We start from the raw sequence: 13,003 nt of genomic DNA, 5'->3' as shown, positions 1-13,003 counted from the left end.
GCGGAGAGTGGGTGGGGCGCCGTGGCGCGCAGACCGGTGGCCTGGGTGGGCGCGATCGTACTTCTCGCGGAGGCGGTCGGGATCGCACTCCTCAACTGGTTCCTCGGCCTCGTCGTCGACAAGCAGGACATGTCCCTCGCGGGCCTCGACCCGCACGCGATGACCGTCTCGACCTGGATCGCCGGCCTCCTCTTCGGCGGCTACCTAGCGCTGTGCGCCGTCGTCCTGGCCCGCACCGCCGTCCGCGACCGCGCCCCCGGCACCTTCGGCCGACTGCTCCTGATCAGCTGCGCCGTCGTACACGGACTGCTCGGCGCCTTCTGCGTCGGCCTGGTGGGCTGGGTCGCGTTCGTCTTCATGATGGTCGTGCTCGGCCTGATCGTGCTGCCGCTCGTGGCGTACGAGAAGAAGGCGCAGCGGGACGGCGGGGCGGACGACGCGGTGGGGGCGCCCCAGACGGCCTGAGCCCCTCCCGGGCGGTCCCGACACCTACCGCTGCCACAACTCCGTGATGCCCACTCCCAGTTCGCCCAGGAGGCGGCGGAGCAGTGGCAGCGAGAGGCCGATGACGTTGCCGTGGTCGCCCTCGATGCCTTCGATGAACGGCGCCGAGCGGCCGTCGAGGGTGAACGCCCCTGCCACGTGCAGCGGTTCACCGCTCGCGACGTACGCGGCGATCTCGTCGTCGGAGGGCTCGCCGAAACGGACCACCGTCGACGCCGTCGCCGACGTGTACCGCCCCGAGACGGTGTCGTAGACGCAGTGGCCCGTCTGCAGTACGCCCGCGCGGCCGCGCATGGCCTTCCAGCGGGCGGTGGCCTCCTCGGCGTCGGCGGGCTTGCCGAGCGCCCGGTCGTCCAGCTCAAGGACCGAGTCGCAGCCCACGACCAGCGCGCCCTTGGCCTCGGGCCGCGCGGCGACCACGGAGGCCTTGGCCTCGGCGAGGGCGAGGGCGAGCTCGGCGGGCGTCGGCGCGGTCACCTTGTCCTCGTCGACGCCGCTGACGATCACCTCGGGGGCGAGGCCCGCCTGCCGGAGCAGGCCGAGCCTGGCGGGCGACTGGGAGGCGAGGACGAGACGGCGGGGCTGATCATTCATGCGGGTCAGCGTAGGCGCTGCGCGGGGCGGCGGGGCACTCAGCGGATGCCCAGCACGAACATCGCCACGACCATGGCGAGCGCAAGGACGAGGCCCGCGCGGCGCATCTTCGCCTGCAGGTCCCGCATGTCCTTGGGAGGGTTGTTCTCAGGGTCCGACCACAGCATGCAATCGATACTGCGACCGGGCGGGCCGGGACACCTGAGTACGCGTACTCAAGTTCCCCGGCCCGACGTGCCCAGGACGGGTGGCCCTAGCCGGGCCAGTAGCTACGGCCCCACGCCGTGGGTGAGGGCGCGGGGAGCCGGTGGCGGGCCACGCGCGCCGGGTCGGCCCAGGAGTCGGGCAGCGCGGGCGCGCCGGCCGGCCCGTCGGCCAGGGCCGCGGCGCGCGCCTGGACCACCGCCAGGGCGGCGGCCAGCTCCTCGGGGGTCGGGTTGCCCCGTACGACCTTGATCATGAGCCCTCCCTGAGGGACTAGAGGGGGATGTTGCCGTGCTTCTTCGGAGGAAGGGATTCCCGCTTCGTCCGCAGCTGACGCAGCCCGCGTACGAGGTGTGACCGGGTCTCCGACGGCATGATCACCGCGTCGACGTAGCCGCGCTCGGCCGCCGTGTACGGGTTGAGCAGGGCGTCCTCGTACTCCCGGATCAGCCGCGCCCTGACCTCCTCGACGTCGTCCCCGGCCTCGGCGATCGTGCGGCGGTGCAGGATGTTCACCGCCCCCTGCGCGCCCATGACCGCGATCTGCGCGGTCGGCCAGGCGAGGTTCAGGTCGGCGCCCAGGTGCTTGGAGCCCATCACGTCGTACGCGCCGCCGAAGGCCTTGCGCGTGATGATCGTGATCAGCGGGACGGTGGCCTCCGCGTACGCGTAGATGAGCTTCGCGCCGCGGCGGATGATGCCCGTGTGCTCCTGCTCGACGCCCGGCAGGAAGCCCGGCACGTCGACGAACGTGATGACCGGGACGTTGAACGCGTCGCAGGTGCGGACGAAGCGGGCGCCCTTCTCGGAGGCGTCGATGTTCAGACACCCGGCGAACTGCGTCGGCTGGTTGGCGACGATGCCCACCGGGCGGCCCTCGATGCGGCCGAAGCCGGTGAGGATGTTCGGCGCGAACAGCGGCTGCGTCTCGAAGAACTCGGCGTCGTCCAGGACGTGCTCGATGACGCCGTGCATGTCGTACGGCTGGTTGGCGCTGTCCGGGATCAGCGTGTCGAGCGCCAGGTCCTCGTCCGTGGGCGCGAGGTCGGCCTCCTCGGGGAAGGCGGGCGGCTCGCTGAGGTTGTTCGAAGGCAGGTAGGAGAGAAGGGACTTGACGTACTCGATGGCGTCCTTCTCGTCGCCCGCCATGTGATGCGCCACGCCCGAGGTGGAGTTGTGGGTGCGCGCACCGCCCAGCTCCTCGAAGCCGACGTCCTCACCGGTGACGGTCTTGATGACGTCGGGGCCCGTGATGAACATGTGCGAGGTCTGGTCGACCATGACCGTGAAGTCGGTGATCGCCGGGGAGTAGACGGCGCCGCCCGCGCAGGGGCCGACGACCAGGCTGATCTGCGGGATGACGCCCGAGGCATGAGTGTTGCGGCGGAAGATCTCGCCGTACATCCCGAGCGCCATGACGCCCTCCTGGATGCGGGCGCCGCCGGAGTCGTTGATGCCGACGACCGGGCAGCCGGTCTTCAGCGCGAAGTCCATGACCTTGACGATCTTCTGGCCGAAGACCTCGCCGAGGGCGCCGCCGAAGACGGTGAAGTCCTGCGAGAACACGGCGACCGGGCGGCCGTCGACGGTGCCGTATCCGGTCACCACGCCGTCGCCGTACGGCCGGTTCTTCTCCAGGCCGAAGTTGGTCGAACGGTGCTGCGCGAACTCGTCGAGCTCGACGAAGGAGCCCTCGTCGAGCAGGAGTTCAATCCGCTCGCGGGCCGTCAGCTTCCCCTTGGCGTGCTGCTTTTCGACCGCACGGGCCGACCCCGCGTGCTTGGCCTCCTCGATGCGGCGCTGCAGGTCGGCGAGTTTGCCCGCGGTCGTATGGATGTCGATGGCGCCATGGTCGGCGCTGCGGTCGGCGCTGCGGTCTGACGCGGGCACGTTGGGCTCTTCCGGCTCGGACATCGGGATGCGGCTCCCTGCCTGCTCAAAGGGGCTTGTCTTACGGCGGTGCGGGTGGCTACTGACCCGTAGCGTATCGGCGCCGATACCGTTCGGCAGTGCGGCGTTTACCACACCTAAGGTGGCTTGCATGACGCCGTCAGATGCTGAAGACAATCGCTGGTCCGACCTCGACAGGCCGCCGCTCGGCGCCGCATCGCTGCGGCGGACGCTGCTGCGGGACGGCGGTCTGTGGTCCTCCCTGGACGTGGTGGCCGTCACCGGCTCCACCAACTCCGACCTCGCGGCGCGCGCCGACGAGCTGCCCGAGGGTGCGGTGCTCGTCGCCGAGGAGCAGAGCGCGGCCCGCGGCCGTCTCGACCGCCGTTGGTCCGCGCCCGCCCGCTCCGGCCTCTTCTTCTCCGTCCTGCTCAAGCCCGACGAGGTGCCGGTCGAGCGGTGGGGCTGGCTGCCGCTGCTCACCGGGGTCGCCGTCGCCACGGGGCTCTCCCGGGTGGCCGGGGTGGACACCGCACTCAAGTGGCCCAATGACCTCCTGGTGACCGTGGGCGACGAGGAGCGGAAGGCCGGCGGCATCCTCGTGGAGCGGGCGGGGTCGGCGTCCGGCGGGGGCGTCGTCGTCGGCGTCGGCATCAACGTCACGCTCCGCGAGGAGGAGCTGCCGGTGCCCACGGCGGGCTCCCTCGCCCTGGCCGGCGCGGGGACGACGGACCGCGATCCGCTGCTGCGGGCCGTGCTGCGTTCGCTGGAGCAGTGGTACGGGGAGTGGCGCGACGCGGAGGGCGACCCCGCGGCGTCCCGGCTTCAGGAGACCTACGCCGCCGGGTGCGCCACGCTCGGCCGCCGGGTCCGCGCGGAGCTCCCCGGCGACCGCTTCATCGTGGGCGAGGCGGTCGCGGTGGACGGCGACGGCCGCCTGGTCCTCGCCACGGAGGAGGGCGTGCAGGAGCCGGTGGGGGCGGGGGACATCGTGCATTTGAGGGGCGCGGAGTGAAGGCGGTTCTGACTGAGTGAGTTTCGGTACCCGGGCCGCGTCAGCAAGTCGGTCGTCGGGGGCCGGGGATGAGGGGGCGACCCCCGGACCCCCGGCCGCGTCAATAAGCCGGTCGGGGGAGTCGGGAGTGAGCTGCGGCACACCTGCCGTGCTGTGTTTGCCCGGGGGTGACCCCCGGACCCCCGGCCGCGTCAATAAGCCGGTCGGGGGAGTCGGGAGTGAGCTGCGGCACACCTGCCGTGCTGTGTTTGCCCGGGGGCGACCCCCGGACCCCCGGCCGCGTCAATAAGCCGGTCGGGGGAGTCGGGAGTGAGCTGCGGCACACCTGCCGTAAAGTTGGCGCCGGTCGATATATGACCGCGGCAGATCGGAAGGGCAGCAGGCGTGACCGTCGACGACACGGGCTCCGGCGAGGGCGCATACCCCGCCCCCGACGGCGGGTCCGGCCGTACCGGTGAGTCCGCGGCCGCCCGCGACGGCGGGGCGGAGGGTGCGGTGGCGGACGTCTCCGGGGTGCCCGAGGTGCCCGACGTGGACGACAGGGGCGAGGGTGAGGCGGAGAAGGACCCGCTGGCCCTCCGCCTCGAACAGCTCATCCTCGGCGCCGACCGCCGGTACACACCGTTCCAGGCGGCCCGCAGCGCGGGCGTCTCGATGGAGCTGGCGTCCCGCTTCTGGCGGGCCATGGGCTTCCCCGACATCGGCCAGGCCAAGGCGCTGACCGAGGCGGACGTGCTTGCCCTGCGCCGCCTCGCGGGACTCGTGGAGGCGGGCCTGCTCAGCGAGGCGATGGCCGTGCAGGTGGCGCGCTCCACGGGGCAGACCACGGCCCGGCTCGCCGAGTGGCAGATCGACTCCTTCCTCGAAGGTCTTACCGAGCCGCCCGAGCCCGGCATGACCCGCACCGAGGTCACGTATCCGCTGATAGAGCTGCTCCTGCCCGAGCTGGAGGAGTTCCTCGTCTACGTCTGGCGGCGCCAGCTCGCCGCCGCCACCGGCCGGGTGGTGCAGGCCGCGGACGACGAGGAGATGGTCGACCGGCGGCTCGCCGTCGGCTTCGCCGACCTGGTCGGCTTCACGCGGCTGACGCGGCGCATGGAGGAGGAGGAGCTCGGCGAGCTCGTCGAGGCCTTCGAGACCACCGCCGCGGACCTGGTCGCCGCGCACGGCGGCCGCCTGATCAAGACCCTCGGCGACGAGGTGCTCTACGCCGCCGACGACGCGGGCGTCGCCGCGGAGATCGCGCTGCGGCTCATCGAGACCATGGCCAACGACGAGACCATGCCGGAGCTCCGCGTCGGCATCGCCTTCGGAACCGTGACGACCCGCATGGGTGACGTCTTCGGCACGACCGTGAACCTCGCGAGCCGCCTCACGTCGATAGCGCCCCGGGACGCCGTCCTCGTCGACGGCGCCCTCGCGGAGGAGCTGACGCGGACGGGCGAGGCGCCCGCCTCCGAGGCGGATGCCGCGGAGGAGGCCGCCAAGGCGGAGAAGGAGGGCGAGGAGCCGCCCTCGTACCGTTTCGCCCTCCAGCCGATGTGGCAGCGCCCCGTGCGAGGCCTCGGCGTCGTCGAACCGTGGCTGCTCGCCCGCCGCGGCTGACCCCTTCCCGAGCCCGGGTCCGGCTGACATGATCCACGGGTAACGGTCGTTAACCGCCGGGTGGAGGAGCGTCATGGGTGACGAGCAGCGGTACGGGGAGTACGTGGCGGTCAGGCGGCACGGCCACGTCGTCGAGCTCGTCCTCGACCGCCCCAAGGCGATGAACGCCGTCTCCACGGAGATGGCCCGCTCCATCGCCGCCGCCTGCGCCGCCCTCGCCGAGGACCGGGACGCCCGCGCGGTCGTCCTGACCTCCACCCACGAGCGGGCCTTCTGTGTGGGCGCCGACCTGAAGGAGCGCAACTCCTTCGGCGACGCCGAGCTGCGCCGCCAGCGCCCCACCACGCGCGCCTCCTACACCGGCGTGCTCGACCTGCCCATGCCGACCGTCGCCGCCGTGCACGGCTTCGCGCTCGGCGGCGGCTTCGAGCTCGCGCTCTCCTGCGACATGATCGTCGCCGACCCGACCGCGGTCGTCGGCCTCCCCGAGGTCTCCGTCGGCGTCATCCCGGGCGGCGGCGGCACACAGCTCCTGCCGCGCCGGGTGGGCGCGGCCCGCGCCGCCGAGCTGATCTTCTCCGCGCGCCGCGTGGAGGCCGCGGAGGCGCGGGAGTTGGGCCTGGTGGACGTCCTCGTGGAGGAGGGCGAGGCTCGTACGGAGGCGCTCGCGCTCGGCGCCCGTATCGCGGCCAACTCGCCCGTCGGCCTGCGCGCGGCCAAGCGCGCCCTGCGTCTGGGGCACGGCCTCGACCTGCGGGCCGGTCTGGAGGTCGAGGACGCGGCGTGGCGCACGGTGGCGTTCTCGGCGGACCGGGCGGAGGGCGTGGCGGCGTTCAACGAGAAGCGGAAGCCGCAGTGGCCCGGCGAGTGAGGGAGCGCTTGCGTGCAGGGGGCGGCCGCTACGGAACGTGCGCGGCACCCCGATGTTCCAAAACCCCGTAAACCTCATAATCTGGGGAAATGGGAGAGGATATCCGGCTGCGGGCCGTGGTGGAACTGGCGCAGGGAATGGCTGCCGCGCACACTCCACGTGAGTCCTGGCGGGCCGCCGCCGTCGGTGTCTGCGGCGCGCTGAACGGCAACTTCGCCGCGCTGTCCGTGTGGGAGCGCGACATGTCCCGACTGCGGGTCCTGGTGAACGCGGGCCAACGTGCCAGGGGCGAGGAGGAGTTCCCGGCGAACGAGGCGTACCCCGTCCACCAGTTTCCCGAGATCACCGAGTTCCTGCACGAGCATTGGGCGGGCGGCGGCGAGCCGCACGCCTGGGTCGAGACGGCCGAGGGCCCCGCGGGCGCCCGCGCCGCGGGCTACTGCCACCAGCGGGTGGCCGCGCTGCGCCGCCGGGGCCGCGGCTGCTGCGTGGTCGCCCCGATCGTGCTGCACGGGCGCGCGTGGGGCGAGCTGTACGTGGCGCGTCCGCCGGGCGCACCGGTCTTCGACCGGGCCGACGCCGACCTCGCGACGGTCCTCGCGGCGGTGGTGGCCGCCGGGATCGCGCAGACCGAGCGCCTTGAGGAGGCCCGCCGACTGGCCTTCACGGACGCGCTGACGGGACTCGCCAACCGCCGCGCGGTCGACCGCGGGCTCGACGAGGCGGTGGAGCGGCACCTCGCCGATGAGACCGTGGTCAGCCTGGTCGTCTGTGACGTGAACGGGCTCAAGCGGGTCAACGACACCCAGGGCCACGCGGTCGGCGACCGGCTCCTGGAGCGCTTCGGCTCGGTCCTCTCGCTCTGCGGCGCGATGCTGAAGGGGACGCTGGCCGCGCGGCTCGGCGGCGACGAGTTCTGCCTCCTCAGTGTGGGGCCCACCGCCGACGAGGTGGTGCGGGTCGCCGACGAACTCTGCGTACGGGCTGCCGAGTTGGAGCTCGGCGACGGTGTCGCGTGCGGCGTCGCGTCGACCGGCGACCCGATCGGCCCCGTGCACTCGGCCCGCCGCCTCTTCCGCCTCGCCGACGCGGCGCAGTACCGCGCGAAGGCGGCACGCGCGGTGAAGCCGGTGGTGGCGGGGCGCGAGGGCGACGACGACCCGGTGATCCGCCTCGCGGACGCGCCGGAGGGTACGTCCGGTGCGGGGGAGCGGCGGAAGTTCCGGGGGCGGGGCCCGGCGTGAGAGGCCTGTAAGAGGCCCGCACCGAATCCACCAGTGACACCCGGCGATTCAGTCCGTACGCTGCTGAATATGGATATGCACAGCGTGGGCACCGTGGCCCTTGGGACCTCCGGGACGACCGCGGCGGACGTCATCGCCGTCGCGCGCGGGAACGCACGGATCGAACTGTCGGCCGAGGCGCTGACGGCGCTCGCCGCCGCCCGCGAGATCGTCGACGCGCTCGCGGCCAAGCCCGAGCCCGTCTACGGCGTCTCGACCGGCTTCGGGGCCCTGGCCAGCCGCCACATCGGCCCCGACCTCCGCGCCCAGCTGCAGCGCAACATCGTGCGCTCGCACGCGGCCGGCATGGGCCCGCGCGTGGAGCGCGAGGTCGTCCGCGCGCTGATGTTCCTGCGCCTGAAGACGGTCTGCTCCGGCCACACGGGCGTGCGCCCCGAGGTCGCACAGACGATGGCCGACGTCCTGAACGCGGGTATCACGCCCGTCGTCCACGAGTACGGCTCGCTCGGCTGCTCCGGCGACCTCGCGCCGCTGAGCCACTGCGCGCTGACGCTGATGGGCGAGGGCGACGCCGAGGGCCCCGACGGCGAGCTGAAGCCCGCCGGTGAACTGCTCGCCGCGCACGGCATCACACCCGTGGAGCTCCGCGAGAAGGAGGGCCTGGCCCTCCTCAACGGCACCGACGGCATGCTCGGCATGCTGATCATGGCCCTCGCCGATCTGGAGAACCTCTACAAGTCGGTCGACATCACGGCCGCCCTGACGCTGGAGGCGCTGCTCGGCACCGCGAAGGTCCTCGCGCCCGAGCTGCACGCCATCCGCCCGCACCCGGGCCAGGCCGCCTCCGCCGCCAACATGCTCGCCGTCCTCGACGGTTCCGGCCTCACCGGGCACCACCAGGACGACGCGCCGCGGGTGCAGGATGCGTACTCGGTGCGGTGTGCTCCGCAGGTCGCGGGCGCGGGCCGCGACACGATGGCGCACGCGCGTCTGGTCGCCGAGCGCGAACTGGCCGCCGCCGTCGACAACCCGGTCGTCCTGCCCGACGGCCGCGTCGAGTCCAACGGCAACTTCCACGGCGCCCCCGTCGCGTACGTCCTTGACTTCCTCGCGATCGCCGCGGCCGACCTCGGCTCCATCGCCGAGCGCCGCACGGACCGCCTCCTCGACAAGAACCGCTCGCACGGCCTGCCGCCGTTCCTCGCGGACGACGCGGGCGTCGACTCCGGCCTGATGATCGCCCAGTACACGCAGGCGGCCCTGGTCAGCGAGATGAAGCGGCTCGCCGTCCCGGCGTCGGCCGACTCCATCCCCTCCTCCGCCATGCAGGAGGACCACGTCTCCATGGGCTGGTCCGCGGCCCGCAAGCTGCGCACCGCGGTCGACAACCTCACGCGCATCGTGGCGATCGAGCTGTACGCCGCCACGCGCGCGGTCGAGCTGCGCGAGGGCCTCACTCCGGCGCCCGCGACGCGTGCGGTCGTCGAGGCGATCCGCAAGGCGGGCGTCGAGGGTCCCGGCCCGGACCGCTTCCTCGCGCCGGACCTGGCGGCGGCGGACACGTTCGTACGGACGGGTGCGCTGGTGGCGGCGGTGGAGCCGGTCACGGGGGCGCTGGCCTAGCAAAGCCCGTATCGCAGGCCCGTATCGCAAGGCCCGTATCGCAAGGCCCGTACGTCGAAGAGGGTGCCGTCACATGGTGGCGGCACCCTCTTCCGTGTCTCTGGTGGCACGTCAGTCGCGGTCGACGTGCTCGCGGGTGACCTTGCCCTTGACCGCGTCGATGTCGAAGTCGGTCTTGTTCCAGTCGTCGGTGACGACGTCGACGTTCCAGACGAGACCGCCGCTGTCGTTGTCGTCCAGGCTGACGGAGGTGACGGTCCCCTTCTTCTTGTCGGTGGCCGTCTTGGCGGCCTGCTCCGCCGTCTGCTTGCTGCGGGAGAGCCAGTCGGCCGTCTCGCGCTTGTCGTCGGCGTCCTGGTCCTTGTCCGGGGCGGAGCTGATCACCTCGCCCGAGACGGCGTCGATGCTCACCTTGTGGACGGTGCCGTTCTTCTCGGCGACGTCAGCGTTCCACCGCGGCCCGGCCGAGCTGCCGCTGGGACTGGCACTCGCACTGGCGCTCGCGCTGGCACTCGCACTCGCGTCGTCGCTGTCATCGTCGTCGTCCACGCCGTCCAGGTCCAGGTCGGTCAGCATGCCGCCGTCGACCTTCTTCACCGCCGTGGCGGCCGCCTTGTCGTAGGTGACCTTGGTGGTGGTGAGCAGCGCCTTGCGCTCCTGTTGGTCCTGCGTGAGGGACGCGCCGCCGGAGGGGCTCTCCGACGGGGTGGGCGCGTCCTTGGCGGACTGCGCCGCGCCGGACGCCGACGATGCGGACGTCTCGCTGTCGCTGTCCCCGCAGCCCGTCACCAGGGCGGCCGAGGCGGCGATGGCGCAGACGGTGCCGACGAGGCGGATGCGGCGGACGCGGGTGGTGCCGGGCTTCATGGGCCGGGGCTCGAATCTCATACCGCATGCCTAGCCGCCACCCGGCCCGCCCATGTTGCCCGGCGCCCAGGGTCACCCGATCGACCGGTGTCTTCGACGGTGACCGGGGCCGCCCGGCTTTTTGCGGAGTGTGGCGGTTCCGGGCCGCCAGTAAAGGGCGCTCCGCTGCGCTACGCGTCGGCTGCGCCGATTCCGCTCCGCTCCACCCTTGACTGCCGTCCCTCCACCGCACGTGAACTTTGACCCGGACGCCCAGGGGTGGGGCCGACGGGGACTGTGGGGATGGGTCATCCCCTTTCACCGCCGGGTGCGGACCGGCCCATCGTGAGTGGGCGCCACGCTCGGGGCTCGGCCAGCCGCCCGGCTACGCCGCTCGGGCCATCCCCGCCCGCTGCCGGGTGCGGACCGGCCCATCGTGGCTGGACGTGAGGGTCGAGGCGCCGACGAGCAGGCTGGCCCCGCCCCCGGACATCTACTTTGGGAAAGTTGCGAACCGATTGGCCGCGCGCCCCCTGCGATGTCCCGCGCGCCCTGCCCCGGCCGTGTTTCACGGGCCCGTAAACCTGATGGTGACCCGAGTACCTGAGGGTGAAGGGGGCGCACTCCCCTCCGACAGGGGGGCGCGCGGCGATCTGCTTCGCAACTTTCCCAAAGTAGATGTCCGGGAGCGGCCGGTCTCGCCATTCATTCCGCGTGCCCGGCGGCGTCTCGACCGTGACGGGGACCCACGATGGGCCGGTCCGCACCCGGCGGCGGGCGGGGGTGGCCCGAGCGGCGTGGCCGGGGACCGCGCTCAGGCCGTAGCCCGCGCTCACGTTGGGCCGGTCCGCACCCGGCAGTGAAGGGTGATGGCCCGAGCAGAGGAGTCCGCAGCCCCCACCCCTGGGCGTCCGGGTCAAAGTTAGCGTGCGGTGGAGGGACGGCAGTCAAGGGTGGAGCGGAGCGGAATCGGCGGAGCCGACGTGGAGCGCAGCGGAGCGCCCTTTACTGGCGGCCCGGAGGCGCCACACTCCGCAAAAAGCCGGGCGGCCCCGGGAAGCCGTCGAAGACACCGCCCCGCCGTAGGTGCCGTGCTGTTCAGCGCCCGTAGGTACGTATCGCTGTCAGCAGGGCGTTCAGCTGGCGCGGGCCAGTGGTGAGGATCGCGGCAGGGTGGTCGTCGCTCTCGCGGAGGTGGAGCGTTCGGTCGGGGGCGGCTGCGATGTACACGCAGGATGAGCCCTCCGGTGAGACCAGCGCGCTCGCGAAGCTTGCGCAGCTCGGCGCCTAGGCGCTGCTGGCGCAACGTCACGCTGGTGCTGGGTGGCATCGTGGCCTCGCCAGCAAGCCGGAAGCGCACCGCGAGGCCGCGGCATGCCACCGCCCGGCGCAGCCGCGAAGCGGACAAGTCCCGTCACCGTAGGAGGCATTCATGGTCACCGTATCCCCGCCGCAGGCGCCCGCGGGCCCGCTCGCCGAAGCCACACCCTGGGCCTACGCCCTACAGCTCCCGCACGACGCACGCGCGCCACGCGTGGCCCGCCGCCCACTGCGGGCGCTGGAGGGCGGACAGCGGCTGCGGGTGAGTGTGTGGGACTCCAACCCGCACATTCCCCCTCCCTTCCGGGGAACCGGCGTCGCCGGGCCGTGTCCCGTGCCGGGGGCGGCGGACGGAGGGCGGGGGCTCTTCCTCGTATGCCATGACGCGGACGCGTGGGGCGGCTACCCGCTGGGGGACGATCTGTTCGGGCGGGGCGGGAAGCCGCTCTGGTGTGAGGTCGGGCGGCACGCGGGCCGCCCAGCCGCCGACGGGTAGGCGGGGCCCTCAGTACGCCGCGTCCCCGCCGTCCCGTTCCCTGCGGACCGAGAAGACCACGAAACCCGCCCCGAGGCCCAGGAACGCCGTCCCGCCGATCACGTACGGGGTCGTGTCGAAGCCGGTGCCCGTTTCCGCGAGGCGGCCCGTGGCCGTCGTCTCGTGGTGGGACGCGGGCGAGGTCGCGGGCCGGTTGTCGGCCGGGGCGTCGTGCGGCGCGGGGGACGTCGCGTTCGCGGAGGGGACGAAGCACAGGGCGCCGAGCAGGGCTCCGGCGGCGGCTGTGGTCAGCAATGATCGACGTGCGGACACGGAATCGGATCCCCCTTGTGGCGCTGGCGAATTGGCCGTGTGGGGCGATGCTAATGAAAGGTGCGGGTCGCGGGAAAGTCGCGAGGGCGGCGGGCCGTACGCTCCGTCGTATGAGTGGAGACGAGACATCACGGTTTGTACGGCTCAGGGTCGAAATGGTTGTCGAGGTCGGTGACGCCGAGAAGCTGACCGCGGCCGCGCTCGGCCATATCGGCGAGGACGAGCAGATGCCTTCGGAGGAGCGGGCGCACGCCGAGGCCGCCGTGCAGGAGGATGCCGCCGAGGCGCTTGCCTACCTCGTGGACCCCTTCGACCTGGTCAGCCAGGTCCCGGGCATCGAGCTCACGCAGGCCTCGTGGAGCAGCGAGATGATCGACTACGACCCCGATTCGCCGGATTGGGAGACGGACGAGGATGATGACGGCGAGGACGACGAGCTGTAGCCCGGATTGAAGAATCCGGAAACGGGAACCCCGGGC

The 13,003-nt window shown here is 72.5% G+C and carries 15 protein-coding genes and 1 pseudogene; 8 read left to right on the top strand and 8 right to left on the bottom strand.

The annotated features are described in order from the left end of the window. The first annotated feature begins 21 nt into the window (after nt 1–21). Complete coding sequence (locus tag ABZ953_RS03460) at nt 22–465, top strand: hypothetical protein (protein ID WP_361716002.1); 444 nt, start codon at nt 22–24, stop codon at nt 463–465. 24 nt (nt 466–489) lie between these two features. On the opposite strand, the gene ABZ953_RS03455 is transcribed toward ABZ953_RS03460, so the two are convergent. The 4 genes from ABZ953_RS03455 to ABZ953_RS03440 form a co-directional block, all read right to left on the bottom strand. Beyond that, on the bottom strand, nt 490–1,098 hold the full coding sequence (locus ABZ953_RS03455) for a nucleoside triphosphate pyrophosphatase (protein WP_361715999.1): 609 nt from the start codon (nt 1,096–1,098) through the stop codon (nt 490–492). Nucleotides 1,099–1,136: 38 nt separating this feature from the next. After that, nucleotides 1,137–1,265, bottom strand: a complete 129-nt coding sequence (locus ABZ953_RS03450) for a hypothetical protein (RefSeq protein ID WP_361715996.1) — start codon at nt 1,263–1,265, stop codon at nt 1,137–1,139. An 86-nt stretch (nt 1,266–1,351) separates the two neighbouring features. Next, nucleotides 1,352–1,558 (bottom strand): acyl-CoA carboxylase epsilon subunit, encoded by a 207-nt coding sequence (locus ABZ953_RS03445; RefSeq protein WP_361715993.1) that lies wholly within the window; start codon nt 1,556–1,558, stop codon nt 1,352–1,354. A gap of 17 nt (nt 1,559–1,575) precedes the next feature. After that, entirely contained in the window at nt 1,576–3,216 is a 1,641-nt protein-coding gene (locus ABZ953_RS03440) for an acyl-CoA carboxylase subunit beta (RefSeq protein WP_361715990.1), read from the bottom strand. Between the two features lie 127 nt (nt 3,217–3,343). Between ABZ953_RS03440 and ABZ953_RS03435 the strand changes: the two genes are divergently transcribed. The 5 genes from ABZ953_RS03435 to hutH all read left to right on the top strand — a co-directional run bounded on the left by ABZ953_RS03435 (nt 3,344) and on the right by hutH (nt 9,550). Further along, the gene (locus ABZ953_RS03435; RefSeq protein WP_361715987.1) at nt 3,344–4,207 is read left to right on the top strand and encodes a biotin--[acetyl-CoA-carboxylase] ligase; all 864 of its coding nucleotides are present in this window, start codon (nt 3,344–3,346) and stop codon (nt 4,205–4,207) included. Between the two features lie 513 nt (nt 4,208–4,720). Continuing rightward, nucleotides 4,721–5,812: an adenylate/guanylate cyclase domain-containing protein gene (locus ABZ953_RS03430; protein WP_361717023.1), complete on the top strand. Its 1,092-nt coding sequence runs from the start codon at nt 4,721–4,723 to the stop codon at nt 5,810–5,812. A gap of 73 nt (nt 5,813–5,885) precedes the next feature. Beyond that, nucleotides 5,886–6,683, top strand: coding sequence for an enoyl-CoA hydratase-related protein (locus tag ABZ953_RS03425; protein WP_361715984.1), 798 nt, complete (start codon nt 5,886–5,888; stop codon nt 6,681–6,683). A gap of 89 nt (nt 6,684–6,772) precedes the next feature. Continuing rightward, a complete protein-coding gene (locus ABZ953_RS03420; protein ID WP_361715981.1) occupies nt 6,773–7,927 on the top strand; it encodes a GGDEF domain-containing protein in 1,155 nt (384 codons plus the stop codon). 75 nt (nt 7,928–8,002) lie between these two features. Further along, nucleotides 8,003–9,550 (top strand): histidine ammonia-lyase, encoded by a 1,548-nt coding sequence (gene hutH, locus ABZ953_RS03415; protein ID WP_361717020.1) that lies wholly within the window; start codon nt 8,003–8,005, stop codon nt 9,548–9,550. Between the two features lie 111 nt (nt 9,551–9,661). Here hutH and ABZ953_RS03410 read toward each other — a convergent pair whose 3' ends face one another. The 3 genes and pseudogenes from ABZ953_RS03410 to ABZ953_RS03400 form a co-directional block, all read right to left on the bottom strand. Then, on the bottom strand, nt 9,662–10,438 hold the full coding sequence (locus ABZ953_RS03410; protein WP_361715978.1) for a PepSY domain-containing protein: 777 nt from the start codon (nt 10,436–10,438) through the stop codon (nt 9,662–9,664). 1,056 nt (nt 10,439–11,494) lie between these two features. After that, complete coding sequence (locus tag ABZ953_RS03405; protein WP_361715975.1) at nt 11,495–11,626, bottom strand: hypothetical protein; 132 nt, start codon at nt 11,624–11,626, stop codon at nt 11,495–11,497. A 16-nt stretch (nt 11,627–11,642) separates the two neighbouring features. Next, nucleotides 11,643–11,726, bottom strand: a pseudogene (locus tag ABZ953_RS03400) (transcriptional regulator); the annotation flags it as partial. A gap of 102 nt (nt 11,727–11,828) precedes the next feature. Here ABZ953_RS03400 and ABZ953_RS03395 point away from each other — a divergent pair. After that, complete coding sequence (locus tag ABZ953_RS03395; protein ID WP_361715972.1) at nt 11,829–12,212, top strand: ATP-binding protein; 384 nt, start codon at nt 11,829–11,831, stop codon at nt 12,210–12,212. A 9-nt stretch (nt 12,213–12,221) separates the two neighbouring features. On the opposite strand, the gene ABZ953_RS03390 is transcribed toward ABZ953_RS03395, so the two are convergent. After that, on the bottom strand, nt 12,222–12,524 hold the full coding sequence (locus tag ABZ953_RS03390; protein ID WP_361715969.1) for an LPXTG cell wall anchor domain-containing protein: 303 nt from the start codon (nt 12,522–12,524) through the stop codon (nt 12,222–12,224). A gap of 110 nt (nt 12,525–12,634) precedes the next feature. Here ABZ953_RS03390 and ABZ953_RS03385 point away from each other — a divergent pair, with 110 nt between their 5' ends. Further along, nucleotides 12,635–12,967, top strand: coding sequence for a hypothetical protein (locus tag ABZ953_RS03385; protein WP_361715966.1), 333 nt, complete (start codon nt 12,635–12,637; stop codon nt 12,965–12,967). The last annotated feature ends 36 nt before the right edge of the window (nt 12,968–13,003 follow it).

Source organism: Streptomyces sp. NPDC046465, from assembly GCF_040646035.1.
Taxonomy (GTDB): Bacteria; Actinomycetota; Actinomycetes; order Streptomycetales; family Streptomycetaceae; genus Streptomyces.
The sequence above is the reverse complement of the archived record's forward strand: the minus strand, read 5'-3'. Positions and strand labels throughout refer to the sequence as shown.

Excerpts from the sequence above, each read along its gene's own strand:
- ABZ953_RS03455 (WP_361715999.1), bottom strand. The coding sequence starts at position 1,098 with ATGAATGATCAGCCCCGCCGTCTCGTCCTCGCCTCCCAGTCGCCCGCC.
- ABZ953_RS03450 (WP_361715996.1), bottom strand. The coding sequence starts at position 1,265 with ATGCTGTGGTCGGACCCTGAGAACAACCCTCCCAAGGACATGCGGGAC.
- ABZ953_RS03445 (WP_361715993.1), bottom strand. The coding sequence starts at position 1,558 with ATGATCAAGGTCGTACGGGGCAACCCGACCCCCGAGGAGCTGGCCGCC.
- ABZ953_RS03440 (WP_361715990.1), bottom strand. The coding sequence starts at position 3,216 with ATGTCCGAGCCGGAAGAGCCCAACGTGCCCGCGTCAGACCGCAGCGCC.
- ABZ953_RS03435 (WP_361715987.1), top strand. The coding sequence starts at position 3,344 with ATGACGCCGTCAGATGCTGAAGACAATCGCTGGTCCGACCTCGACAGG.
- ABZ953_RS03425 (WP_361715984.1), top strand. The coding sequence starts at position 5,886 with ATGGGTGACGAGCAGCGGTACGGGGAGTACGTGGCGGTCAGGCGGCAC.
- ABZ953_RS03420 (WP_361715981.1), top strand. The coding sequence starts at position 6,773 with ATGGGAGAGGATATCCGGCTGCGGGCCGTGGTGGAACTGGCGCAGGGA.
- hutH (WP_361717020.1), top strand. The coding sequence starts at position 8,003 with ATGCACAGCGTGGGCACCGTGGCCCTTGGGACCTCCGGGACGACCGCG.
- ABZ953_RS03410 (WP_361715978.1), bottom strand. The coding sequence starts at position 10,438 with ATGAGATTCGAGCCCCGGCCCATGAAGCCCGGCACCACCCGCGTCCGC.
- ABZ953_RS03395 (WP_361715972.1), top strand. The coding sequence starts at position 11,829 with ATGGTCACCGTATCCCCGCCGCAGGCGCCCGCGGGCCCGCTCGCCGAA.
- ABZ953_RS03385 (WP_361715966.1), top strand. The coding sequence starts at position 12,635 with ATGAGTGGAGACGAGACATCACGGTTTGTACGGCTCAGGGTCGAAATG.